Source organism: Micromonospora sp. NPDC047644, assembly GCF_040704315.1.
Taxonomy (GTDB): domain Bacteria; phylum Actinomycetota; class Actinomycetes; order Mycobacteriales; family Micromonosporaceae; genus Micromonospora.
In genome coordinates this window covers 1-22,535 of sequence record NZ_JBEYSY010000015.1, presented here as the reverse complement: position 1 = coordinate 22,535, position 22,535 = coordinate 1, and the positions used below count along the sequence as shown (strand labels likewise).

Sequence of the window (22,535 nt, the reverse complement as noted above, 5' to 3'; positions counted from 1 at the left end):
TGTTCATTACCATGCACTGCACTGCATGAACTTGCACTCGTGAGTCGTCCTTGTTAATCTTCGCTGCATAGTCATGCGGAGGTGGGTATGGGGATTCGAGTCGCGGTTGCCGGAGCGAGCGGGTACGCCGGGGGCGAACTGCTGCGCCTGATCGCCGGGCACCCGGAGTTCGACCTGGTCGCCGCCACCGCGCACAGCCAGGCCGGGCACCGCGTCGACGTGGTGCACCCGCAGCTCACCGGGCTCGACCTGGTGCTCGGCGAGACCGAGCCGGCGGTCCTGGCCGATGCGGACCTGGTCTTCCTGGCCCTGCCGCACGGCCAGTCGGCGGCTCTCGCGGCCCAGCTCCCGGCCGAGGTGCGGATCGTCGACCTGGGTGCCGACCACCGGCTGGCCGACCCCTACGCCTGGGCGCAGTACTACGGTGGCACGCACGCCGGGCAGTGGACCTACGGCCTGCCCGAGTTGCCCGGTCAGCGGGAGCTGATCGCCGGCTCCACCCGGGTGGCCAACACCGGCTGCTACGCCGCCGCGATCACCCTGGCGCTCGCGCCGCTGATCGCCGACGGCGCGGCCAACCCCGCCGACGTGGTGGTGGTCGCCGCCTCCGGCACCTCCGGCGCCGGCCGGGCGGCCAAGGCGCACCTGTTGGCCAGTGAGGTGATGGGCGACCTGTCGCCGTACCGGGTGGGCACCCACCAGCACGTCCCGGAGATCAAGCAGGCCACCGGCGCGACCGGGCTGTCGTTCACCCCGGTTCTGGCGCCGATGCCGCGCGGCATCCTGGCCACCGTCACCGCGGTGCCGGCGCGGGGCGTCGACCCGCAGGAGGTGCTGGCCCGGGCGTACGCGGACGCGTCGTTCGTGCACGTGCTGCCGGAGGGCCGCTGGCCGCACACCGCCGCGACCCTCGGCTCCAACTCGTGTCACCTGCAGGCCACCGTCGACGTCGACTCGGGTCGTCTGATCGTGCTCAGCGCGTTGGACAACCTGGGCAAGGGCGCGGCCGGTCAGGCCGTGCAGAACGCCAACCTGATGCTCGGCCTGCCGGAGACGACGGGCCTGTCGATCTGGGGGGTCACCCCTTGAGCGTCACCGCCCCCCGGGGGTTCCGGGCGGCCGGTGTGGCCGCCGGGCTCAAGACCGGCGGTGGCGCGGACGTGGCCCTGGTGGTCAACGACGGTCCGGACGCCGGTGTCGCCGGCGTCTTCACCACCAACCGGGTCAGGGCCGCGCCGGTGCGCTGGACCCAGCAGGTCGTGCAGGGCGGTGTGGTCCGCGCCGTGGTGCTCAACTCCGGTGGCGCCAACGCCTGCACCGGTCCGGCCGGCTTCCAGGACACGCACGCCACCGCCGAGCACACCGCCGCCGCGCTGACCTCGGTCAGCCCCCGGTTGATTCTCGGCGCGGGTGATGTCGCGGTCTGCTCGACCGGCCTCATCGGTGAGCGGCTGCCGATGTCGAAGCTGCTGCCGGGTGTGCGCTCGGCGATCCGAGGGCTGTCCCGCGACGGTGGCCCGGCCGCCGCCGAGGCGATCATGACCACGGACACCCGGCCGAAGACCACTGTGGCGCGGGGGAGCGGCTGGACGGTCGGCGGCATGGCCAAGGGCGCCGGGATGCTCGCGCCCGGGATGGCCACCATGCTCTGCGTGTTGACCACCGACGCGGTGGCCGGGCCGGCGACGCTGGACACCGCGTTGCGGGCGGCCACCCGGGTCAGCTTCGACCGGGTCGACTCCGACGGCTGCATGTCCACGAACGACACGGTGCTGTTGCTGGCCAGCGGCGCCAGCGGCATCGAGCCGACGCCGGCCGAGCTGGCCGCCGCCGTCACCGCGGCCTGTCACGACCTGGCCCAGCAGTTGGTGGCCGACGCCGAGGGCGCTACCAAGCAGGTCGCCATCGACGTGGTCGGCGCGGCGGACGAGGACGAGGCGGTCGAGGTGGGCCGTGCGGTGGCCCGCAACAACCTGGTCAAGACGGCGCTGTTCGGCAACGACCCGAACTGGGGCCGGATCCTCGCCGCCGTCGGCACCACCACTGCCGCGTTCGAGCCGGACGAGGTGGATGTGGCGGTCAACGGGGTGTGGGTGTGCCGGGGCGGCGCCGCCGCCGAGGACCGCTCGAAGGTCGACCTGACCGGGCGGGACGTGACCATCCGGATCGACCTGCACGCGGGTACGTCGGCCGCGACGATCTGGACGAACGACCTGTCCCACGCGTACGTGCACGAGAACTCGGCGTACTCGACGTGAGCGCGAGGAACGCAGCGCAGCGGAGTCCCGCAGTCGCGAACGGAAGGCGGGCGCGGTGAGCGCGAGGAACGTAGCGCAGCGGAGTCCCGCAGTCGCGAACGGAGGGCCGGTGCGGTGAGTCTCAGCAGCGATTTGGCTCGTGCCCAGGTCAAGGCCGAGACGTTGATCGAGGCGTTGCCCTGGTTGGCGCGCTTCACCGGCTCGACGGTCGTGGTCAAGTACGGCGGCAACGCGATGACGGAGCCGGAGTTGCAGCGGGCGTTCGCGGCCGACATGGTCTTCCTGCGCTACGCCGGCCTGAAGCCCGTGGTGGTGCACGGCGGCGGTCCGCAGATCTCCGCCATGCTGGGTCGCCTCGGCATCGCCAGCGAGTTCCGGGGTGGTCTGCGGGTGACCACCGCCGAGGCGATGGACGTGGTCCGGATGGTGCTGGTCGGTCAGGTGGGCCGGGAGCTGGTAGGTCTGATCAACTCGCACGGCCCGTACGCCGTCGGACTCTCCGGCGAGGACGCCCGGCTGTTCACCGCGGTGCGGCGTCCGGCGTACGTGGACGGGGTGCCGGTCGACGTCGGTCAGGTCGGGGACGTCGAGTCGGTCGACGTGTCCGCGGTGACCGACCTGATCGAGGCGGGTCGGATTCCGGTGATCTCCACGGTGGCGCCGGACGTGGAGGGGGTGCTGCACAACCTCAACGCGGACACCGCCGCCGCCGCGCTGGCCATCGCGTTGCGGGCCCGCAAGCTGGTCGTGCTCACCGACGTGGCCGGCCTGTACGCGGACTGGCCGGACACCAGCAGCCTGGTCTCCGAGATCGCCGCGGACGATCTGGCGAAGCTGCTGCCCAGCCTGGAGTCGGGCATGGTGCCGAAGATGGAGGCGTGCCTGCGGGCGGTGCGCGGGGGAGTACCCGCCGCGCACGTCGTCGACGGCCGGGTGGCGCACTCGACGTTGCTTGAGGTGTTCACCTCGGAAGGGTTCGGAACGATGGTGGTGCCGGGAGACGGGACGGACGCGACATGAGCACGTTGGCGCAGCGGTGGAAGCAGTCCATGATGGACAACTACGGCACGCCGCCGATGGCGTTGGTCTCCGGTCACGGCGCGGTCGTGGTCGACGACGCCGGCCGGGAGTACCTGGACCTGGTGGGTGGCATAGCGGTCAACGCCCTCGGTCACGCCCATCCGGCGGTGGTGGCGGCGGTGTCGAAGCAGGTCGCGACCCTCGGACATGTCTCCAACCTCTATGTGGCCGAGCCGCCGGTGGCCCTCGCCGAACTGCTGTTGGCGCTCGCCGGCCGACCGGGTCGGGTGTTCTTCGCCAACTCGGGCGCGGAGGCGAACGAGGCGGCGTTCAAGCTCTCCCGGCGCACCGGCCGCACCCAGGTGGTGGCCACCAGGGGCGGCTTCCACGGCCGCACGATGGGCGCCCTCGCGCTGACCGGTCAACCGGCCAAGGCCGACCCGTTCCGGCCGCTGCCGGGCGAGGTGACGCACGTCGACTACGGCGATGTCGCCGCTCTCGAAGCCGCCGTCTCCGAGGCGACCGCCATGGTGATCCTGGAACCCGTCCAGGGGGAGAACGGCGTGCTGGTCCCGCCGGCCGGTTACCTCGCCGAGGCCCGGCGGATCACCGCCCGGCACGGCGCGTTGCTGGTCCTCGACGAGGTGCAGACCGGTGTCGGGCGTACCGGGCACTGGTTCGCGCACCAGGCCGAGGGCGTGGAGCCGGACGTGGTCACCCTGGCCAAGGGGCTGGGTGGCGGTCTGCCCATCGGAGCGACGCTGGCCTTCGGCCCCGCCGCGGACCTGCTCACGCCCGGCTCGCACGGCACCACGTTCGGCGGCAACCCGGTCAGTTGCGCGGCGGCGCTCGCCGTGGTGGCGACCATCGCCAACGAGGGCCTGCTCGACAACGTCAAGCGGGTCGGCGAGCGGTTGCGGCGCGGCATCGAGGCGCTGGGCCACCCGCTGATCGGCGAGGTACGCGGCTCGGGGCTGCTGCTCGGTGTGGCGCTCACCGCGCCGGTGTCGTCGGTGCTGGCCGAGGCGCTGCGGGAAGCCGGCTTCCTGGTCAACCCGGTGCAGCCGGGTGTGATCCGGCTGGCCCCACCGCTGATCCTCACCGCCGCCCAGGTGGACACCTTCCTCGCGGCGCTGCCCGCCGCCCTGGACGCGACCGCCCCGGCCGCTGCCGGCGCGCAGACCGCACCAGCCACGCTGACCACCACGACGGGGACGACTCGATGACCCGGCACTTCCTGCGCGACGACGACCTCTCGCCGGCCGAACAGTCCGCTGTCCTCGACCTGGCGGCCGGCATGAAGACGGACCGGTTCGGCCACCGGCCGCTGGTCGGCCCCCGCTCGGTGGCGGTGCTCTTCGACAAGCAGAGCCTGCGGACCAGGATCTCGTTCGACGCCGGAATCGCCGAGCTGGGCGGGCACCCCCTGGTGGTGGACACCCAGGTCACCCACTTCGGTCGCGGTGAGTCGCTCGCCGACGCCGGGCGGGTGCTGTCCCGCTACGTCGCGGCGATCGTGCTGCGGACCCATGGTGACGAGCGGATCGCCGAGGTGGCGGCGGGCGCGACGGTGCCGGTGGTCAACGCGCTCACCGACGGTTTCCACCCGTGCCAGCTGCTGGCCGACCTGCTCACCATCCGGGAGCGGTGCGGTGGCACGGCCGGGCGCACCCTGGCGTACGTGGGGGACGGGGCGAACAACATGGCGCAGTCGTACCTGCTGGCCGGTGCGACGGCGGGGATGCACGTGCGGATCGCGGGCCCGGTCGGGTTCGCGCCGGACGAGGCGGTGGTGCGACGGGCCGCGGAGATCGCCGCGGAGACCGGCGGGTCGGTGCGGGTGTTGACCGACCCGGCCCAGGCGGTACGCGACGCCGACGTGCTGGCCACCGACACCTGGACGTCGATGGGGCAGGAGTCCGACGGGTTGGACCGGATCACCCCGTTCCTGCCGTACCAGGTGAACAAGGAGTTGCTCGGTCAGGCCGCACCGGACGCGATCGTGCTGCACTGCCTGCCCGCGCACCGCGGTGAGGAGATCACCGACGAGGTGCTCGACGGCCCGCAGAGCGCGGTCTTCGACCAGGCGGAGAACCGGTTGCACGCCCAGAAGGCGCTGCTGACGTTCCTGCTGGAAGCCGCGACCGGCGATGCCGCCGTCGGAGGGCCGCGATGACCGCGCCGCTGACCCGCGCGGCCCGGCACGCCCGGATCGTGGAGCTGATCCGCGATCGGTCGATCCGGTCGCAGACCGAGCTGGCGGATCTGCTGGCCGCCGACGGCGTCGGCGTCACCCAGGCCACCCTCTCGCGGGATCTGGAGGAGTTGGGCGCGGTCAAGGTGCGCGGGGGCGACGGTCCGGCCGTCTACCTGATCCCGGAGGACGGGCAGCGGCCGCTGCGCGACGCCGAGGCCGCGCCGGCCCGGTTGGTACGGCTGCTGCGCGAACTGCTCAACGGGGTCGACTCCAGCGGCAACATCGCCGTGCTGCGGACACCGCCGGGCGCAGCCCAGTACCTGGCCAGCGCGTTGGACCGGGCGGGGCTGCCCGAGATCGTGGGCACCATCGCCGGGGACGACACCATCCTCGTCGTGGCCCGGGAGGCCGTCGGCGGGGCCGCGCTCGGCGAGAAGCTCGCCGGTTGGGCCCGCCGGGACGACACCGTGGAAGGGACCAGCACGTCATGACCGAGCGGGTCGTGCTCGCGTACTCCGGTGGGTTGGACACCTCCGTGGCCATTCCGTACCTGTCGGAGCAGACCGGCGCCGAGGTGATCGCGGTCGCGGTCGACGTCGGGCAGGGCGGCGAGGATCTCGACGCCATCCGGCAGCGTGCCCTGGACTGCGGCGCCGTCGAATCCGAGGTGGTGGACGCGCGCGACGAGTTCGCCGCCGACTACTGTCTGCCGGCGATCCGGGCCAACGCGCTCTACATGGACCGTTACCCCCTGGTGTCGGCGCTGTCCCGGCCGCTGATCGTCCGGCACCTGGTGGCGGCGGCGCGCGCGCACGGCGGCACGATCGTGTCGCACGGCTGCACCGGCAAGGGCAACGACCAGGTCCGGTTCGAGGTGGGCCTGAACGCGCTCGCCCCCGACCTGAAGATCATCGCGCCGGCCCGGGACTTCGCCTGGACCCGGGACAAGGCGATCGCCTTCGCCGAGGAGAAGGGGCTGCCGATCGACGTGTCGGCCAGGTCGCCGTACTCCATCGACCAGAACCTGTGGGGTCGCGCGGTGGAGACCGGCTTCCTGGAGGACATCTGGAACGCCCCCGTCGAGGACCTCTACTCGTACACCTCCGACCCGACGCAGGAGCGCGACCCCGACGAGGTCGTGATCACCTTCGACGGCGGCGTGCCGGTGGCGATCGACGGTGAGACGGTCACCCCGTACCAGGCGATCCTGGAGCTCAACCGGCGCGCCGGCGCTCAGGGCGTGGGCCGCCTCGACATGGTCGAGGATCGCCTGGTCGGCATCAAGAGCCGCGAGGTGTACGAGGCACCCGGCGCGATCGCCCTGATCACCGCTCATCAGGAGCTGGAGGCGGTGACCGTCGAGCGGGACCTGGCCCGGTTCAAGAAGGGCGTCGACCAGCGCTGGGGCGAACTCGTCTACGACGGGCTGTGGTTCTCGCCGCTGAAGGCGTCGCTGGACGCGTTCATCGACGACGCGCAGCGGTACGTGAGCGGCGAGGTGCGGATGGTCCTGCACGGCGGCCGGGCCACGGTGACCGGCCGGCGCTCCGAGGCGAGCCTCTACGACTTCCGGATGGCCACCTACGACACCGGCGACACCTTCGACCAGTCCCTGGCGAAGGGCTTCGTGCAGTTGTGGGGGCTGCCGAGCCGGATGGCCGCGGCGCGCGACGCGCGGTTGGGCGGTGGCGGACAGTGACACGTGTGAGCGCGAAGACTGATCAAGCGCGGCAAGCGGGCCCCGCGGTCGCGAGCGAAAGGCAACCAACGCGATGATGGGCGACGTGGACGACAAGAGCCTGACCGAGAACAGCGCCGCCACCAACCGGACGAGCCTCTGGGGTGGCCGGTTCGCGGGCGGCCCCGCCGAGGCGCTCGCCCGACTGTCGGTGAGCGTGCAGTTCGACTGGCGCCTGGCCCCGTACGACATCGCCGGTTCCCGGGCGCACGCCCGGGTCCTGGCCGGCGCCGGCCTGCTCGATCCGGAGGAGCTGGGCCGGATGCTGGCGGCGCTGGACGACCTGGAGGCCGCCTGCGCCTCCGGAACGTTCCGCCCCACCATCGACGACGAGGACGTGCACACCGCGCTGGAGCGCGGTCTGCTGGAGCGTCTCGGCAGCCTCGGTGGCAAGCTGCGCGCCGGCCGGTCCCGCAACGACCAGGTCGCCACCGACCTGCGGCTCTACCTGCGCGACCACGCCCGGGGCGTGGCCAGCCGCCTGGTCGAGTTGGCGGAGGCGCTGGTCGAGCAGGCCGAGCGGCACATCGACACCGCCGCGCCGGGCATGACCCACCTCCAGCACGCCCAGCCGGTCACCTTCGGGCACTGGCTGCTCGCCCACGTGCAGCCGCTGCTGCGCGACCTCGAACGGTTGCGCGACTGGGACCACCGCGCGGCGATCAGCCCGCTCGGCGCGGGCGCCCTGGCCGGTTCCGGGCTCCCGCTGGACCCGGTGGCGGTGGCCAAGGAGCTGGGTTTCCGGACCTCGTTCGCCAACTCGATGGACGCCGTCGCCGACCGGGACTTCGTGGCCGAGTTCCTCTTCACCACCGCCCTGATCGGGGTGCACCTGTCCCGGCTCGGCGAGGAGGTGGTGCTCTGGACCTCGCACGAGTTCGGCTGGGTGGAGCTGGACGACTCCTTCGCGACCGGCTCGTCGATCATGCCGCAGAAGAAGAACGCGGACATCGCCGAGCTGGCCCGGGGTAAGTCCGGGCGGCTGGTCGGCGGCCTGATGACAGTCCTCACCATGCTCAAGGGCCTGCCGATGACCTACGACCGGGACATGCAGGAGGACAAGGAGCCGGCCTTCGACGCGGTCGACACCCTGGAGCTGCTGCTGCCGGCCCTGGCGGGAATGATCTCCACGATGACGGTCCGGGTGGACCGACTCGTCGCCGCCGCCCCGGTCGGCTTCTCCCTCGCCACCGAGGTTGCCGACTGGCTGGTCCGACGTAATGTGCCGTTCCGCGACGCGCACGAGATCACCGGCCAGTTGGTGGCGCTGTGCGCTGCTCGGGAGTGCGAGCTCAACGACGTCTCCGACGAGGACCTGGCCGCGATCAGCGGGCACCTCGACCCGTCGGTGCGTGACGTGCTCTCGGTCCGGTCGGCGCTCGCGGCCCGGACCACCCCCGGGTCCACCGGCCCCGGCCCGGTCGCCGACCAGCTCGCCGCCGCGGCGGACCGGCTGGCCGGTTGGCGGGAGTGGGCCACCGAGCGGGTCGTTCCGCGCTGAGCCGTGCCGTGGCGTCGGCGCCTGCCGCCGGCGCCGCGGCGGTTCAGGCCGTCGGGCGCTCCCGCTTGGGGAGCTTGGCCACCACCATGTCGTACGACGAGTCGACGGCCTCGGTCAGCTCGTCGTCGTCGATCCCGCCGTCCAGGCGCAGCGTGTTCCACCCGGACCGGCCGATGTAGGCCATCACGGCGGCGTCGTCGGGGTGCCGGTGCAGCCACTCGTCGGCCACCTCACGGGTCGCCCCGCACTTGATGCCGATCGTCGGCTTGCCGCTGTCGCTGCCGAGGAATGCGAAGATCCGGCTGCCCACCTTCACCACCTCGTCGCCCTCCCACGGCTGGTCCAGCCACGCTCCCGGCTTGGCCAGGCAGTACGTGAGCATCTCCGCGCGCTCCATGGGTGCCTCCTCGTCGTGCGCACAGTCTGCCCGCCCGACTGCTGTCACACACGTGCCGTGCCGGTCCGATGCGACCGCGCCCGATCCGGGATCCAGTGGCCTGCGCCGAGGAGGGGTCCACTGTTGCCAGGTCGGCCCACGGTCGTGCGCGTCCGGGCGCGCTCGTCAGGAGGTCTGCTCGGCCGAGCGGGCGGCGACCCGCTCGTAGCGCTGCCGGGCCGCCTGCGCGCTGCCCAGGCCCAGCCCGTACGCGATCGCCTGCCAGGTCAATCCCCGGTCGCGCGCCAGCGTCAGCAGGCCGGCCTCCAGAGCGTCCAGTTCGGCGCGGACGTGGGGGAGCAGGGTCAGCGCGGCGGTCAGGTCGGCGGCGTCGATCGGCTCCTCAGCGGGTTCGCGCTCGGCCCCGCCGGCGGCCAGCGCGGTGACCAGGGCGACCGCCTCCCACGGGTCGAGCACGTACGGGTGCGCCCAGCGGCCGCGCCGCGTGTCGGTGCCGGCGTGCCGCTCGCTGATCCGCTGTAACGCCTCGTGGGTGCGGTGGGCGCGGGCCCGACCCGGGTGCGGCGCGGTGAAGATGTCCTCGGTCGTCATACCCCGAGCACACCGTATGAACGCATGATTGTCAACAGATTGTTGAAGCCGGGCGGCACGCCTGGCGTGCCCGCGCCGCCCGGCGACGCCTCAGCGCACCAGGTTGAACTGGCGCTCGCCGAAGATGGGTGTGCAGTACGGGTCACAGGGGCTCGCGGTCACCACACCGAACGCGACGCCCGCTGCGAACGGACGCTCGACCGGGATCACCGCGACCCGCATCTCCTGGGTGCCCTCCGCGCAGGTGACCCTGCGAACCGTCGTGCCCGCGCGCATCGTCTGGCCGACGGCCTGCGCGACCTTGACCGTGACGTCGAACTCGAAGGACTTCGAGCAGGTCACGGTGACCGGCACGATCGCCGCCGCGCCGTTCGCCTCGATCGTGCCCGTTGCGCCGACCGCGATCGTGGGCAGCGCCGCGTTGTCGGCCTGCGCCGCGGCCCGCAGCGGGACGCTCGCGCTGGCCGACGGGGTGAAGGCCAGGGTCGCGGCTGCCGCGATCAGGCCGGTGGCGATCAGTGGTAGCCGGATGCTCCGTACGGTCATGGTGAATTCCTCCCGTGATGTCGTCGCTCCCTGCGACGACATCGGGAACACTCCCGAGCCGACGGTCCGGTTTCGCTGTTCGGCCGACTGTCTGGTTGGCGACCGGAGTCTTGCGCGGGCCGGCGCGCAGCGGCCCGCGTCCCCGGCGGCGTGCCGGGGAAACCGGGATGGGTACCGTCGCAGACATGGCCCTGTCGTCCGGTGACCGCAGCACCCACACCGACCTGGCGGCGCTGGCGGACCTGCTCGCCGGTCCGGTGCTGCCGGCGGCGCGTGGGTTGCTGGGCTGCCGCCTGCACGCCGGCGGGGTCACCGTCCGGATCACCGAGGTCGAGGCGTACGCGGGCAGTGGCGGCGATCCCGCCTCGCACGCCCATCGGGGCCGCACCCCGCGCAACGCCGTGATGTTCGGCCCCGCCGGGCACGCCTACGTCTACTTCACCTACGGGATGCACTGGTGCGTGAACGTGGTCACCGGGGTCGAGGGGGAGGCCGCCGCCGTGCTGCTGCGCGCCGGCGAGGTGGTCGACGGGCTGGCCACGGCACGGGAGCGCCGACCGGCCGTCCGGCGGGACGTGGACCTGGCCCGCGGACCCGCCCGGCTGTGCTCCGCGCTCGGCATCGACCGCGAGGCGTACGGGACGGACCTGCTCGGCGACGGCCCGGTCCGCCTGCGTCCGCCGACCGAACCGGTGCCGCCGGAGACGGTCGTGGCGGGTCCCCGGGTCGGAGTGACCGGCGCGCACGACCTGCCCTGGCGGTTCTGGCTGGACGGCGACCCGACGGTCAGCGCGTACCGCCGGCACGTGCCGCGCGTCCGACGGTGAGTGACCTGCGGCGTGTGGTCGGCGGGGGTTGTCGGAGGGTGTGGCCATAATCACCGGACCTGCTCACCGACGGTTCGGAGGATGTCATGGCGACACTGCTCGCGATCGGCACAGCCAAGGGATTGTTTCTCGCCACCAGCACCGATGAGCGGCGCCGGTGGGAGATCACCGGTCCGCACTTTCCGATGACGGGTGTCTACGCGGTCGCCGTGGACACCCGTCGATCCACCCCGCGGCTGCTGGCCGGCGTCACCAGCTCCCACTTCGGCCCCAGCGTCGCCACCAGCGACGACCTCGGCGCTTCCTGGGACGAGCCAGACCAGGCGCCGGTCGCGTTTCCGGCCGACACCGGCGTCTCCCTCGGCCGGGTCTGGCAGTTGATGCCGGCCGGCCCCGACGAGCCGGACGTGGTCTGGGCCGGCACCGAGCCCTCGGCGTTGTTCAGGTCCACCGACGGGGGCCGCAGCTTCGAGCTGGTCCGTTCCCTCTGGGACCATCCGCACCGCCCGCAGTGGGAGGGCGGCTTCGGTGGTCAGGCCGTGCACACCGTGCTGCCTCACCCGCGTGACCCGGCTCGGCTGCTGGTCGCCATGTCCACCGGCGGGGTCTACCGCTCGGAGGACGCCGGCGCGAGCTGGGCGCCGGGCAACACCGGCATCCGCGCCTATTTCATGCCCGACGAGTGGCCGGAGTTCGGCCAGTGCGTGCACAAGGTCGCCCGGGACGCGGCCAACCCCGAGCGGCTGTACGCGCAGAACCACCACGGCGTCTACCGTTCCGACGACGACGGGCGCACCTGGTCCTCCATCGCCGACGGGCTGCCCAGCGACTTCGGCTTCCCGATGGTGGCCCACCCGGGGCGCGGCGACACGGTGTGGACCTTCCCGTTGGTGGCCGACCGCGAGCGGTTCCCGACCGACCACCGCTGTCGGGTGTTCCGTTCCGTCGACGCCGGCGGCAAGTGGGAGCCGCTGTCGGTGGGGCTGCCCGAGGGGCCGTTCTATCCGGCGGTGCTGCGCGACGCCATGTGCGCCGACGACGCCAGCCCCGGTGGGGTCTACTTCGGCACCCGCTCCGGCTCGGTCTTCGCCAGCCGCGACGAGGGCGACTCCTGGTCCCTGATCGCGGCGCACCTGCCCGACGTGCTCTGCGTCCGCGCCGCGGAGGTCTGAGCGTGGTCACCGTGCTGCTGCCCGGCCCGCTGCGCGGCGAGGCCGGGGGCGCGAGTCGGCTCACCGTCACCGCCACCGGGACGTTGCGGGCGGTCCTGGACGAGATGGCCGTCGCGCACCCCCGGCTGGCCCGGCGCATCCGCGACGAGCGTGGCGAGCTGCGCCGCTACGTCAACGTCTTCGTCGACGGGGAGGACTGCCGGCACTCCGGTGGCCTGGCCGCCCCGGTCAGCGACGGCGCGGAGGTGCAGGTGCTGCCGTCGGTGGCGGGCGGCTGACCGGGCCGGCACCGGGGGAGGGTCTTCGACCCGATGTCCGGTCACGGGCGTGACCGGCGCCACTGCGGGGTGCACCGCCGACGGAATAGTTGCGTCGTCAAATAAGTTGTGAGCTGCGTCCGGGTACCACGACGGCACCCGGTTGACACGCGAGGAGCTGGTCATGCAGTTCGGAATCTTCACCGTCGGTGACGTCACGGTCGATCCGACCACCGGTCGGGAGCCGACCGAGCGTGAGCGGATCAAGGCGATGGTCGCCATCGCGTTGAAGGCCGAGGAGGTCGGCCTGGACGTCTTCGCCACCGGCGAGCACCACAACCCGCCGTTCGTGCCGTCGTCGCCGACCACCATGCTCGGCTACATCGCGGCGCGTACCGAGCGGCTGCTGCTGTCCACCTCCACCACGCTGATCACCACCAACGACCCGGTGAAGATCGCCGAGGACTACGCGATGCTCCAGCACCTCGCCGACGGCCGGGTGGACCTCATGATGGGCCGCGGCAACACCGGCCCGGTCTACCCCTGGTTCGGCAAGGACATCCGCGCCGGCATCCCCCTGGCCATCGAGAACTACGACCTGCTGCACCGGCTCTGGCGCGAGGACGTGGTCGACTGGAAGGGCAAGTACCGCACCCCGCTGCAGTCGTTCACCTCGACGCCGCGCCCGCTCGACGGCGTGCCCCCGTTCGTCTGGCACGGCTCGATCCGCAGCCCGGAGATCGCCGAGCAGGCCGCCTACTACGGTGACGGCTTCTTCGCCAACCACATCTTCTGGCCCAGGGAGCACACCCAGCGGATGATCGGGCTCTACCGCCAGCGGTACGCGCACTACGGCCACGGCTCCGCCGACCAGGCCGTCGTCGGCCTCGGTGGGCAGGTGTTCATGCGTCGCAACTCGCAGGACGCGGTGCGGGAGTTCCGGCCCTACTTCGACAACGCCCCGGTCTACGGGCACGGGCCGTCGTTGGAGGAGTTCACCCGAGAGACCCCGCTGACCGTGGGCAGCCCGCAGCAGGTCATCGACCGCACGCTCGGCTTCCGGGAGTACGTCGGTGACTACCAGCGGCAGCTGTTCCTGATGGACCACGCGGGGTTGCCGCTGAAGACCGTACTGGAGCAGCTCGACCTGCTCGGCGAGGAGGTCGTGCCGGTGCTGCGCAAGGAGTTCGACGCGCTGCGCCCCGCGCACGTCCCGGCGGCGCCGACGCACGCCTCGCTGGTCGCCGCGGCGGGCGGCGCCAAGGACAGCACCGTGCACGCCGTCGACGACGTGACGGGCAAGGCTCCGGAGGGGGCGACCCGATGACCCGCCGCACCCTGGCCGTGATCTCGGCGGGGCTGAGTCAGCCCTCGTCGACCCGGCTGCTCGCCGACCAGCTCGCCGCGGCCACCCGCGACGAGTTGGTCCGGCGCGGCCACGAGGTGCAGCTGCACGTCGTCGACCTGCGGGAGTACGCGCACGACGTGGTGAACAACATGCTCACCGGGTTCGCGCCGGCAGCACTGCGCGAGGTCGTCGACACGGTGACCGGAGCGGACGGGCTCATCGCCGTCACCCCGATCTTCAGCGCCTCGTACAACGGGCTGTTCAAGTCCTTCTTCGACGTGTTGGATTCCGAGTCGCTGGTCGATCGGCCGGTGCTGATCGGCGCGACCGGCGGCACCGCCCGGCACTCGCTGGCGTTGGAGCACGCCGTCCGCCCGATGTTCGCCTACCTTCGGTCGGTGGTCGTCCCGACGGCGGTCTTCGCGGCCCCGGAGGACTGGTCCGACGGCACCGCCGACGGCGCGTTGCGGGCCCGGATCCGGCGCGCCGCCGGGGAGTTGGCCGACCAGATCGAGCGGCGGCCGCCGGCCACCGGGCCGGCCGACCCGTTCGCCCTCACCACCGACTTCCTGCAGATGCTCGGCCGAGGCGACGGCGCGCCGGTCAGCTGACCGGGTGGGCGACCAGCACCGGGCAGTGCGCGTGCTGGATCGCCGCCTGACTGACCGACCCGAGCAGCAGACCGGTGAAACCGGCCCGGCCCCGGGTGCCCACGACCAGCAGCGACGCCGTGCCGCTGGCCTCGATGAGCCCCCGGGCCGCGCCGGCCGCCCGGACCGGATGCTCGCGCACCACCAGGTCGGGGTGTTCGGCGCGCACCACGGCGGAGGCGTCGGCCAGGAGTCGCACCACGTCGGCCTGGTACGCGGCCTGCGACTCCTCGATCTCCTCCGGCACCGTCCGGTCCCCGTCCGGAGGGCCGACGTGCACCAGCACCAGCGGCACGTCCCGCAGCGCCGCCTCGTCGGCGCCCAGGCCGACCGCGAGCCGGGACGACTCGGACCCGTCCACGCCGACCAGCACCGGGCCGTCCACCGGGATCGGCTGCTCGTCCGGGCGGATCACCAGCACCGGGCAGTGGGCGTGCGCGGTCACCTGCGCGCCGACCGAGCCGAGCAGCAGCCCGGTGAACCCGCCCAGACCTCGGCTGCCCACCACGACCAGGTCCGCCCGGCGGGACTCCTCGATCATGGTGGCCCCCGGGCCGCCGAGGACCTGACGCACCTCGGTGGCGAGGCCGGGCCACCGGTCGGTCAGCTCGGCCGCCGTGCGCTCCAGCATCCGCTGCGCCTGGGCGGAGGGCGCGGGCACCCCGATGTCGTACGGGTTGAGCGGCACGCCGTAGCCGGACGGGTGCAGGTATCCGTGCACCAGGAGCAGCGGTCGAGACCGGAGTACGGCGGCCCGCGCCGCGTGTTCGGCGGCGACGAGGCTGGACGGCGATCCGTCCACGCCCACCACGACAGGTCGGTTCATCGGCGCTCCCTGGGTCGGTCAGGTCATTGTCGACCGCTCGGCCGCGCCGCACGGCACGGACGCGCCGGTTGCGGACTCGCGGCGATCCAAGCTTGCACGTAATTACGTATGTTCGTAGTATCGACGCATGGACTCCGTGGAAGATCGGCTCGCCGCGCTGGAGGCACAGGTTGCGGCGTTGAGCGAGCGACACACCGCCGCACCACCGCCCGCGCCGGAGGGCACCTTCTGGGCGCTCGACGGCCTCAAGCAGCGCCTGCCCCCCGACGGCTCGGGCGCGGTGCTCTACACCGGCACCGTCCGCGTCGCCGGCCAGCACTACGACTGGCAGTACGGCCGCACCGTCGACGACCTGCTCGCCGCCGACTGGACGGAGCTGCCCAGCACCCTCTCCGCGTTGGCCCACCCGGTACGGCTGCGGCTGCTGCGGGAGATCCTCGGCGGCCGGCAGAGCACCAGCGAACTGGCCGAGATCGAGGAGTTGGGCACCACCGGCCAACTGCACCACCACCTGCGCCAGATCACCGCCGCCGGTTGGCTGCGCAGCGCCGGCCGCGGCCGGTACACGGTCCCCGCCGAACGCATGGTGCCGCTGTTGGCCATCCTCACCGCCGCCGGCCGCTGACCAGACGCGGCTCGACCGCCCATCCGACGACCCCCACGGAGGAACCACCATGCGCCGCACGACCGTGACCGTCCTCGCCGTCGCGCTGATCGCCGGCCTGGTCGGGGTGGCGTTGATGCCCCGGGCACCCCGACTCGGCGGGCAGAGCACCGGCGACCGCGACCTGGCCGACGTCGTCCGTTCGGCCACGCCCGACCCGTCGGGGCTGCGCGGGCTCGCCGTCGCCCTGGTGGAGATCGGCCGGATCCGCACCGCCGGCCTCGGTGACCGGGACCGCACCGGTCGACCCGTGGAACCGGGCACCCCGTTCGAGATCGGCTCGGTCACCAAGGCGTTCACCGGCATGCTCCTCGCCGACCAGGTCGCCGCCGGTGTCGTCGGCCCGGACGACCGGCTCGGCGCCACCTGGCCCGAGATCACCGGCCCCGCCCGCGACGCCACGCTCGCCGAACTCGCCAGCCACCGCGCCGGCCTGCCCCGGCTCGCCCCCGGCTCCCCACTGGGATGGGCCCGCACCCTCTGGTCCAACGTCTCCGGCGCGAACCCCTACGCCGGGCAGGACGTCGACGCCGTCCGCGGCGCCACCGACCGGGTCGACCCCGACGACGACGAGCGCGGCGAGGTCCACTACTCCAACCTCGGGCCGTCCGTGCTCGGCCACGCGCTCGCTGCGAGGGCCGGCGTCGCGTACCCGGAACTGCTGCACGACCGGCTGCTGCGGCCGCTCGACATGACGGCCACCACTGTCGCCACCCGCGTCGACGACCTGCCGGCCGATCGCGCCCACGGCGGCCGGGCCGGCGGCCGGCCGCTCGACCCGTGGGCAGGAGCCGGCTACGCCCCGGCCGGCGCCGGCCCCTGGTCGACGGCCGAGGATCTGGGCAGGTTGCTCACCGCGATCCTCGCCGGCACCGCACCCGGTGCCGACGCCACCACCGCCCGTTTCCGCGAGGACGACGACACCCGCATCGGGTACGGCTGGTTCACCACCCGGCACGGCGACCGCGAGATCGTCTGGCACAACGGCGCCACCGGCGGGTTCCGGTCCTACGTCGGCCTCGAACGGGCGACCGGGCGGGCGGTGGTGGTCCTCGGCAACACCGACAAGGGCGTCGAGCCGATCGGGCTGCGACTGCTCGGGGTGCCACCGAAGCAGGCCGACTCGGCGACGTCGATGGTGCTGCCGTGGATCGGCGCCGGCCTCGCGGTCGCCTTCACCTTCCTCGGCGGCCTCTCCCTGCTCGGCACCGCCCGCCGTCGCCAACTGGACCAGGTGACGCTGCTGGCGGCGGCGGTCTGGGCGTTCGCCTATCTCGGCCTGGGGCACCGGATGGGAGACTGGTCGATGGTGCCGGCCTGGCTGTGGCCGCTCGGCGCGGGCCTGTCGGCGGCGGCGGTGGCCCTGGCGGCGACCCGGTGGCGCACACTGCCGGTGGTCGACGCGCGGGTGCCGTGGCGTCGACTGCTGTCGGTGGCGAGTTCCCTGGGCGCCGCCGTGCTGGCGGTCGTGGCCGTCGTCGGCTGACGCCGCGCCGCGGTGCGTCGTCACCGCCGGTGCGTACCCTCGGCCGATGACCTCCGAACTGCTGATCCGCCCGGTCCGTGAGGACGACCTCGTCGAGTTCTTCCTGCACCAGCAGGACCCGGAGGCCAACCGGATGGCCGCGTTCGGCCCGAAGGACCCGTCGGACCGTCGGGAGTTCGCCGCGCACTGGGCCCGGGTGCTCACCAACCCGCAGAACCTGGTCCGCACCGCCGAAGTCGACGGCGAGGTGGTCGGCTACGTCAGCGCCTTCCCGGTCGGCGACCAGACCGAGGTCAGCTACTGGATCGACCCGGCGCGTTGGGGTCGGGGCCACGCCACGTCCGCCCTGGCCGCCCTGCTGCGCGAGCTGCCCCGGCCGGTGCACGCCCGCGCCGCCAAGGACAACGCCGCCTCCCTCGCGGTGCTGCGCAAGTGCGGGTTCGTGGTGGTCGGTGACGACTCGGGGTACGCCAACGGCCGCGGCGAGGACGTCGAGGAGTGGCTGTTGGAGCTGCCCGCCGACGCCTCTGACCTGGGCGGGCACTAGTCTCGCGGCGTGAACTGGTTGGATCTCGTCGGCTGGGCCGGCTCCGCGGTGCTGGTCTGGTCGCTGCTGCAGTCGCGCATCCTGCGGCTGCGGGCGCTCAACCTCGTCGGCTGCTTCGTGCTGATCGGCTACAACGCCGCGATCGAGGTCTGGCCCGGCGTCGGGCTCAACGTCGTACTCGCGGTGATCAACATCTGGTATCTGCGCGGGATGCTCGCCACCCGGCACGACGAGAAGACCTACCAGGTGGTGGAGGTCGGCGTCGGCGACCAGTTCCTCGCGCACACGCTGCGGGTGCACGCCGCCGACATCACCCGGTTCAACCCCGGCTTCCACTGGGACCCGGACGCGTCGGGGCGCTCGGCGTTCCTCGTGGTCACCGCCGACGAGGTGGTCGGCGTGGTGCTGTCGCACGCCGAGACGCCCGGTGTCGCCCAGATCGACCTGGACTACGTGACCCCGAAATTCCGGGACTTCACCCCGGGCGAGTTCGTCTACCGGCGCAGCCACCTCTTCACCGAACGGGGCTTCCACCGGGTGGTCAGCCCGCCCCGGATGGTCGCCCCCTACTACCACCGGCTCGGGTTCCGCCCCGAGGGCGACTCGTACGTCCTCGACCTGCCGACGTCGCCGACGCCCCAGTCGGCCTGACCCACCGATGCCCCAGTCGGCGTAGCGTCACCGCCGTCCGATTCGGCGTAGCCTCGCCGGAGCAGGATTCGGCCGGCACGGGACGGGGCAAAGACACGCCTACGCCGGGCGGGCTCGCCGACCGGCGGGCACCGCCACCGGCCGGTGCCATCACCGTAGAGGGAGCGAACCGGGCGTGCAGAGCTACGGGAGCCAACTGGCCCTGGTCGGAGTCCTGATCGTGATCAACGCGCTCTTCGCCGGCAGCGAGATGGCGTTGGTGTCACTGCGGGACAGCCAGATCCAGCGGCTGGAGCGCACCAGCCGCGCAGGGCGGGTGCTGGCCCGGCTCGCCAAGGACCCGAACCGCTTCCTCGCCACCATCCAGATCGGCATCACCCTCGCCGGCTTCCTGGCCTCCGCCGCCGCGGCGGTCTCGCTGGCCAAGCCCCTGGTGCCGCTGCTCGGGGTGTTCGGCGGCGCCGCCGAGACGGTGGCGATCGTGGCGGTCACCCTCGTGCTGACCTTCGTCACCCTGGTCTTCGGCGAGCTGGCGCCCAAGCGGATCGCCATGCAGTCCGCCGAACGGTGGGCGCTGCTGGTGGCCCGCCCGCTCGACCTGCTGGCCTCCTTCACCCGCCCCGCCGTCTGGGCGCTCGGCGCCACCAGCGACGTGGTGGTCCGGCTCGTCGGGCTCAACCCCAAACACGAGCCGGAGGAGATCGGCCCGGACGAGCTGCGCGACATCGTCGCCGGCAACCACGGCTTCACCAAGGAGCAGCGCACCATCATCGCGGGTGCCGTGGAGATCGCCGACCGGCGGTTGCGGGCTGTCCTCGTACCCCGGTTGCAGGTCTTCACACTCGACAGCGGGACCACGGCGGAGGCCGCGCGGCTCGTGCTGGCCGCCACCGGGCACTCCCGGGCTCCGGTCGTGCGCCACGGCGGCCTGGACGACACGGCCGGCGTGATCCACCTGCGTGACCTGGTGGGGGTGCCCGACGACCGCCCGGTCGACGAGATCGCCCGACCGCCGATGCTGCTGCCCGACTCGCTGCCGGTGGTGGACGCGCTGCGCCAGTTCAAGGCCGAGCGTCAGCACATCGCGCTCGTCGTGGACGAGCGCGGCGCCGTCGACGGCATCGTGACGCTGGAGGACATCCTGGAGGAGATCGTCGGCGAGATCTACGACGAGACCGACCGGGACGTGCGCTCGGTGCGGCGTGACCCCGACGGTGCGCTGCTGCTGCCCGGCACCTTCCCGGTGCACGACCTGCCGGACATCGGCGTGGAGCTGCCGTCGCGCCCGGCCGGTGACTACACGACAGTCGCCGGGCTGGTGCTGGCCCGGCTCGGGCACATCCCCACCGTCGCCGGGGAGGACGTCACGCTGGACGGTTGGGTGCTGGTGGTGGCCGGCATCGACCACCGGGCGATCACCGAGGTACGGCTCAGCCGCGTACCCGATGAAGCCGACGGCGACGCCGACACCGACCAGCCCGCGGAGCCGGTGCTGGACGAGGCCCGTAGTTGACCTGTGCGGTGAAGGCCCTCGCTCAGGCGGGCGAGAGGTTCTGCAGCCGGACCTGACCACGGGCGACCAGCTGCTCGTCGGCGTCGGTGATCTCCACCTGCCAGAGCTGCTGGCTGCGGCCCCGGTGCACCGGGGTGCCGATCGCCCTCAGCTCGCCGTCCCGGACGGCCCGCAGGAAGTCGGTCTGGTTCGACACCCCGACCACGGTGCCCCGGTCGGCCAGCCAGAGGGCGCCACCCACGCTGGCCGCGGTCTCCACGACAGAGCAGTACACCCCGCCATGCTGGATGCCGAACGGCTGGTGCAGCTGCGGGCCGACCTGCCAGCTGATGACCACCCGGTCGGCGCTGGCCTCCTCGAACTTTAGGCCGAGCAGGGCGACGAAACCGCCCGTCAGGTCCGGAATCTCCATGGCAAGGCCCTCCTCGATCAACGGGCGCAAGCCTAGCCGGGGCGGGTCGCGCCAAACCCGGTACGGGTTGGTGCCGGCGATGGGGGAGAATCGGTGACCGTGACCGACAGCAGCCCTCCGCCGCCCGGGCGGGACTCCCTGACCGACGACCTGCTCTGGCGTGGCCTGATACAGGACTCGACCGGCCTCGACGAGCTGCGCGAGCTGCTCGACGGTGGGAGCGCCGCCACGTACTACGTGGGCTTCGACCCCACCGCGCCGAGCCTGCACGTCGGCAACCTCATGCAGGTCCTCATGGCCCGCCGGCTGCAACTCGCCGGCCATCGCCCGTTGCTGCTGGTCGGCGGCGCTACCGGGCAGATCGGTGACCCGAAGGAGAGCGCCGAGCGGGCGCTCAACCCGACCGAGGTGATCGCCGGCTGGGTCGAGCGGATCCGCGACCAGCTCGCGCCGTTCGTGTCGTACTCCGGCGAGAACGCGGCGCAGCTGGTCAACAACCTGGACTGGACCGGCGAGATGTCGATCGTCGAGTTCCTGCGCGACGTGGGCAAGCACTTCCCGGTGAACAAGATGCTGGCGCGGGAGGTGGTGCGGGCCCGGCTGGAGACCGGCATCAGCTACACCGAGTTCAGCTACCAACTGCTCCAGGCCAACGACTTCTTCGAGCTGCACCGCCGGCACGGCTGTCAGCTCCAGTTCGGTGGCTCCGACCAGTGGGGCAACATCACCGCTGGCGTCGACTACGTCCGCCGGCGGGGGGCGGGGCCGGTGCAGGCCTTCACCACACCGCTGGTCACCAAGTCCGACGGCACGAAGTTCGGTAAGAGCGAGGGCGGTGCCGTCTGGCTCGACCCGACGATGACCAGCCCGTACTCCTTCTACCAGTTCTGGCTCAACGTCGAGGACCAGGAGGTCGACCGCTACCTGCGGTACTTCAGCTTCCGTACCCGCGACGAGCTGGAGGAGCTGGCCAAGGCGACCGCCGAGCGGCCGGCGGCCCGCCTGGCGCAGCGGGCGCTCGCCGAGGAGCTGACCACCCTGGTGCACGGTGCCGACGAGACCCGACAGGCGATCGCCGCCAGTCAGGCGCTCTTCGGCCGCGGCTCGTTGGACGAGCTGTCGCCGGAGACCCTGCGCGCGGCCCTGACCGAGGCGGGCCTCGTACGCCTCAGCGGCGAATTGCCGGATGTGGCGGGTCTGCTGCGGGACTCCGGTCTGGTCAGTGGTCTCAAGGAGGCTCGACGGGTGATCGCCGAGGGCGGCGCCTACGTCAACAACAACCGGGTGACCGCCGTGGACGCCGGGGTGTCGCCGGGCGACCTGCTGCATGGGCGATACCTGGTGCTGCGCCGGGGGAAGCGTTCGTTCGCGGGCGTTGAGCTGGGTGAATAGCCACCTGTCGACGGTGTGACGGGGGACGCGTCCGGCGGATTTGACGATCATCCCGCCGGACGCGTAACTTTCTCTCTGCCAGCGCGGAACGGACGAAACAGGCGAAAGCCTGAAGCGGCCGGAGCGCCGGCCAACGGCCTGGGGGTCGGGTGGGCACGCCCACCGGAGCCCCAACCGGGAGGTGCCGCCAGAAACGCCGCGAGGCGGATTTGGCGCTGCGAAACCGACCGGGTATGGTTACCAACCGGCGGGGCACCGGGCGGGTCGCGAGAAATCGCGACGGCCGGCCTGCCGAACCCATGACAAGAGCGGCGCAAGCCGGTCGCGACATGGTGCCCGCGTTATCGGATGAAGCATGTCGAACCGCGAAATATCGGTTTGACAGGGTGGAAACGAGCGGGTAACGTAGTAAAAGTGCCTGGCGCTGAAAGCGCGGGGTGCGGGGTGCGAAAAGCCCCGGTTGGGGTTCCACTGAGGTGGGGCTTCTGGTCGGTGTGTGGTTGTTCTTTGAGAACTCAACAGGGTGCTTGTAAAGCCAGTGC

At 72.5% G+C, this 22,535-nt stretch carries 24 protein-coding genes; 19 read left to right on the top strand and 5 right to left on the bottom strand.

All coding sequences use genetic code 11. The features are described 5' to 3' along the window. The first annotated feature begins 87 nt into the window (after positions 1-87). From argC to argH, 8 genes are all read left to right on the top strand, one after another. Positions 88-1,089, top strand: a complete 1,002-nt coding sequence (gene argC, locus AB0877_RS24180) for an N-acetyl-gamma-glutamyl-phosphate reductase (RefSeq protein WP_366611678.1) — start codon at positions 88-90, stop codon at positions 1,087-1,089. Next, positions 1,086-2,258 carry a bifunctional glutamate N-acetyltransferase/amino-acid acetyltransferase ArgJ gene (argJ, locus tag AB0877_RS24175; protein ID WP_366611677.1) on the top strand — a complete coding sequence of 391 codons (1,173 nt, stop codon included), beginning with the start codon at positions 1,086-1,088 and terminating at the stop codon, positions 2,256-2,258. Before argC ends, argJ begins: the two co-directional genes overlap by 4 nt. A gap of 114 nt (positions 2,259-2,372) precedes the next feature. Further along, the gene (gene argB, locus AB0877_RS24170; protein WP_366611675.1) at positions 2,373-3,278 is read left to right on the top strand and encodes an acetylglutamate kinase; all 906 of its coding nucleotides are present in this window, start codon (positions 2,373-2,375) and stop codon (positions 3,276-3,278) included. Further along, entirely contained in the window at positions 3,275-4,504 is a 1,230-nt protein-coding gene (locus AB0877_RS24165) for an acetylornithine transaminase (protein WP_366611674.1), read from the top strand. Before argB ends, AB0877_RS24165 begins: the two co-directional genes overlap by 4 nt. Beyond that, positions 4,501-5,454: an ornithine carbamoyltransferase gene (argF, locus tag AB0877_RS24160; protein ID WP_366611672.1), complete on the top strand. Its 954-nt coding sequence runs from the start codon at positions 4,501-4,503 to the stop codon at positions 5,452-5,454. Before AB0877_RS24165 ends, argF begins: the two co-directional genes overlap by 4 nt. Continuing rightward, positions 5,451-5,966 (top strand): arginine repressor, encoded by a 516-nt coding sequence (locus AB0877_RS24155; protein WP_366611670.1) that lies wholly within the window; start codon positions 5,451-5,453, stop codon positions 5,964-5,966. The genes argF and AB0877_RS24155 overlap by 4 nt, the downstream gene beginning before the upstream one ends. Beyond that, complete coding sequence (locus tag AB0877_RS24150; RefSeq protein ID WP_366611669.1) at positions 5,963-7,174, top strand: argininosuccinate synthase; 1,212 nt, start codon at positions 5,963-5,965, stop codon at positions 7,172-7,174. The genes AB0877_RS24155 and AB0877_RS24150 overlap by 4 nt, the downstream gene beginning before the upstream one ends. Positions 7,175-7,250: 76 nt before the next feature. Beyond that, entirely contained in the window at positions 7,251-8,714 is a 1,464-nt protein-coding gene (gene argH / locus AB0877_RS24145) for an argininosuccinate lyase (RefSeq protein WP_366611667.1), read from the top strand. Between the two features lie 43 nt (positions 8,715-8,757). Here argH and AB0877_RS24140 read toward each other — a convergent pair whose 3' ends face one another. The 3 genes from AB0877_RS24140 to AB0877_RS24130 all read right to left on the bottom strand — a co-directional run bounded on the left by AB0877_RS24140 (position 8,758) and on the right by AB0877_RS24130 (position 10,248). Then, positions 8,758-9,111: an MmcQ/YjbR family DNA-binding protein gene (locus AB0877_RS24140; RefSeq protein ID WP_366611666.1), complete on the bottom strand. Its 354-nt coding sequence runs from the start codon at positions 9,109-9,111 to the stop codon at positions 8,758-8,760. Between the two features lie 165 nt (positions 9,112-9,276). Then, the gene (locus AB0877_RS24135; RefSeq protein WP_366611665.1) at positions 9,277-9,702 is read right to left on the bottom strand and encodes a DNA-binding protein; all 426 of its coding nucleotides are present in this window, start codon (positions 9,700-9,702) and stop codon (positions 9,277-9,279) included. A 90-nt stretch (positions 9,703-9,792) separates the two neighbouring features. After that, positions 9,793-10,248, bottom strand: a complete 456-nt coding sequence (locus AB0877_RS24130; RefSeq protein WP_366611664.1) for a hypothetical protein — start codon at positions 10,246-10,248, stop codon at positions 9,793-9,795. A gap of 185 nt (positions 10,249-10,433) precedes the next feature. Between AB0877_RS24130 and AB0877_RS24125 the strand changes: the two genes are divergently transcribed. The 5 genes from AB0877_RS24125 (at position 10,434) to AB0877_RS24105 (ending at position 14,463) form a co-directional block, all read left to right on the top strand. Further along, the gene (locus tag AB0877_RS24125) at positions 10,434-11,075 is read left to right on the top strand and encodes a DNA-3-methyladenine glycosylase (RefSeq protein WP_366611662.1); all 642 of its coding nucleotides are present in this window, start codon (positions 10,434-10,436) and stop codon (positions 11,073-11,075) included. Between the two features lie 86 nt (positions 11,076-11,161). Further along, entirely contained in the window at positions 11,162-12,247 is a 1,086-nt protein-coding gene (locus tag AB0877_RS24120; protein ID WP_366611660.1) for an exo-alpha-sialidase, read from the top strand. Between the two features lie 2 nt (positions 12,248-12,249). Continuing rightward, positions 12,250-12,525 carry a ubiquitin-like small modifier protein 1 gene (locus AB0877_RS24115; RefSeq protein ID WP_366611658.1) on the top strand — a complete coding sequence of 92 codons (276 nt, stop codon included), beginning with the start codon at positions 12,250-12,252 and terminating at the stop codon, positions 12,523-12,525. Positions 12,526-12,688: 163 nt separating this feature from the next. Then, positions 12,689-13,831, top strand: coding sequence for an LLM class flavin-dependent oxidoreductase (locus tag AB0877_RS24110; protein WP_366611656.1), 1,143 nt, complete (start codon positions 12,689-12,691; stop codon positions 13,829-13,831). Next, complete coding sequence (locus tag AB0877_RS24105) at positions 13,828-14,463, top strand: FMN reductase (protein WP_366611654.1); 636 nt, start codon at positions 13,828-13,830, stop codon at positions 14,461-14,463. Before AB0877_RS24110 ends, AB0877_RS24105 begins: the two co-directional genes overlap by 4 nt. Here the strand turns inward: AB0877_RS24105 and AB0877_RS24100 are convergent. Beyond that, positions 14,456-15,328 carry a universal stress protein gene (locus tag AB0877_RS24100; protein ID WP_366611653.1) on the bottom strand — a complete coding sequence of 291 codons (873 nt, stop codon included), beginning with the start codon at positions 15,326-15,328 and terminating at the stop codon, positions 14,456-14,458. The two genes, AB0877_RS24105 and AB0877_RS24100, sit on opposite strands and share 8 nt — an antisense overlap. A gap of 127 nt (positions 15,329-15,455) precedes the next feature. On the opposite strand from AB0877_RS24100, the gene AB0877_RS24095 reads away from it, so the two are divergent. The 5 genes from AB0877_RS24095 to AB0877_RS24075 all read left to right on the top strand — a co-directional run bounded on the left by AB0877_RS24095 (position 15,456) and on the right by AB0877_RS24075 (position 20,189). Further along, a complete protein-coding gene (locus tag AB0877_RS24095) occupies positions 15,456-15,953 on the top strand; it encodes a helix-turn-helix domain-containing protein (protein ID WP_366611651.1) in 498 nt (165 codons plus the stop codon). Positions 15,954-16,002: 49 nt separating this feature from the next. Further along, positions 16,003-17,478, top strand: coding sequence for a serine hydrolase domain-containing protein (locus AB0877_RS24090; protein ID WP_366611650.1), 1,476 nt, complete (start codon positions 16,003-16,005; stop codon positions 17,476-17,478). Between the two features lie 46 nt (positions 17,479-17,524). After that, positions 17,525-18,025 carry a GNAT family N-acetyltransferase gene (locus AB0877_RS24085; protein ID WP_366611648.1) on the top strand — a complete coding sequence of 167 codons (501 nt, stop codon included), beginning with the start codon at positions 17,525-17,527 and terminating at the stop codon, positions 18,023-18,025. Between the two features lie 9 nt (positions 18,026-18,034). Beyond that, entirely contained in the window at positions 18,035-18,676 is a 642-nt protein-coding gene (locus AB0877_RS24080; RefSeq protein ID WP_366611646.1) for a hypothetical protein, read from the top strand. A 175-nt stretch (positions 18,677-18,851) separates the two neighbouring features. Next, complete coding sequence (locus AB0877_RS24075; protein ID WP_366611644.1) at positions 18,852-20,189, top strand: hemolysin family protein; 1,338 nt, start codon at positions 18,852-18,854, stop codon at positions 20,187-20,189. A gap of 22 nt (positions 20,190-20,211) precedes the next feature. Here the strand turns inward: AB0877_RS24075 and AB0877_RS24070 are convergent, their stop codons facing one another. Next, the gene (locus AB0877_RS24070; RefSeq protein WP_366611642.1) at positions 20,212-20,601 is read right to left on the bottom strand and encodes a PaaI family thioesterase; all 390 of its coding nucleotides are present in this window, start codon (positions 20,599-20,601) and stop codon (positions 20,212-20,214) included. Positions 20,602-20,700: 99 nt separating this feature from the next. Between AB0877_RS24070 and tyrS the strand changes: the two genes are divergently transcribed. After that, positions 20,701-21,993 carry a tyrosine--tRNA ligase gene (gene tyrS, locus AB0877_RS24065; RefSeq protein WP_366611854.1) on the top strand — a complete coding sequence of 431 codons (1,293 nt, stop codon included), beginning with the start codon at positions 20,701-20,703 and terminating at the stop codon, positions 21,991-21,993. Positions 21,994-22,535: the final 542 nt, after the last annotated feature.

What these genes read in the sequence shown, in the direction of transcription:
- AB0877_RS24165 (WP_366611674.1), top strand. Translation starts at nt 3,275, where the DNA reads ATGAGCACGTTGGCGCAGCGGTGGAAGCAGTCCATGATGGACAACTAC.
- AB0877_RS24150 (WP_366611669.1), top strand. Translation starts at nt 5,963, where the DNA reads ATGACCGAGCGGGTCGTGCTCGCGTACTCCGGTGGGTTGGACACCTCC.
- AB0877_RS24135 (WP_366611665.1), bottom strand. Translation starts at nt 9,702, where the DNA reads ATGACGACCGAGGACATCTTCACCGCGCCGCACCCGGGTCGGGCCCGC.
- AB0877_RS24140 (WP_366611666.1), bottom strand. Translation starts at nt 9,111, where the DNA reads ATGGAGCGCGCGGAGATGCTCACGTACTGCCTGGCCAAGCCGGGAGCG.
- AB0877_RS24090 (WP_366611650.1), top strand. Translation starts at nt 16,003, where the DNA reads ATGCGCCGCACGACCGTGACCGTCCTCGCCGTCGCGCTGATCGCCGGC.
- argC (WP_366611678.1), top strand. Translation starts at nt 88, where the DNA reads ATGGGGATTCGAGTCGCGGTTGCCGGAGCGAGCGGGTACGCCGGGGGC.
- AB0877_RS24105 (WP_366611654.1), top strand. Translation starts at nt 13,828, where the DNA reads ATGACCCGCCGCACCCTGGCCGTGATCTCGGCGGGGCTGAGTCAGCCC.
- AB0877_RS24100 (WP_366611653.1), bottom strand. Translation starts at nt 15,328, where the DNA reads ATGAACCGACCTGTCGTGGTGGGCGTGGACGGATCGCCGTCCAGCCTC.
- AB0877_RS24125 (WP_366611662.1), top strand. Translation starts at nt 10,434, where the DNA reads ATGGCCCTGTCGTCCGGTGACCGCAGCACCCACACCGACCTGGCGGCG.
- argF (WP_366611672.1), top strand. Translation starts at nt 4,501, where the DNA reads ATGACCCGGCACTTCCTGCGCGACGACGACCTCTCGCCGGCCGAACAG.
- AB0877_RS24110 (WP_366611656.1), top strand. Translation starts at nt 12,689, where the DNA reads ATGCAGTTCGGAATCTTCACCGTCGGTGACGTCACGGTCGATCCGACC.
- argH (WP_366611667.1), top strand. Translation starts at nt 7,251, where the DNA reads ATGGGCGACGTGGACGACAAGAGCCTGACCGAGAACAGCGCCGCCACC.
- AB0877_RS24120 (WP_366611660.1), top strand. Translation starts at nt 11,162, where the DNA reads ATGGCGACACTGCTCGCGATCGGCACAGCCAAGGGATTGTTTCTCGCC.
- AB0877_RS24130 (WP_366611664.1), bottom strand. Translation starts at nt 10,248, where the DNA reads ATGACCGTACGGAGCATCCGGCTACCACTGATCGCCACCGGCCTGATC.
- AB0877_RS24095 (WP_366611651.1), top strand. Translation starts at nt 15,456, where the DNA reads ATGGACTCCGTGGAAGATCGGCTCGCCGCGCTGGAGGCACAGGTTGCG.
- AB0877_RS24070 (WP_366611642.1), bottom strand. Translation starts at nt 20,601, where the DNA reads ATGGAGATTCCGGACCTGACGGGCGGTTTCGTCGCCCTGCTCGGCCTA.
- AB0877_RS24085 (WP_366611648.1), top strand. Translation starts at nt 17,525, where the DNA reads ATGACCTCCGAACTGCTGATCCGCCCGGTCCGTGAGGACGACCTCGTC.
- AB0877_RS24155 (WP_366611670.1), top strand. Translation starts at nt 5,451, where the DNA reads ATGACCGCGCCGCTGACCCGCGCGGCCCGGCACGCCCGGATCGTGGAG.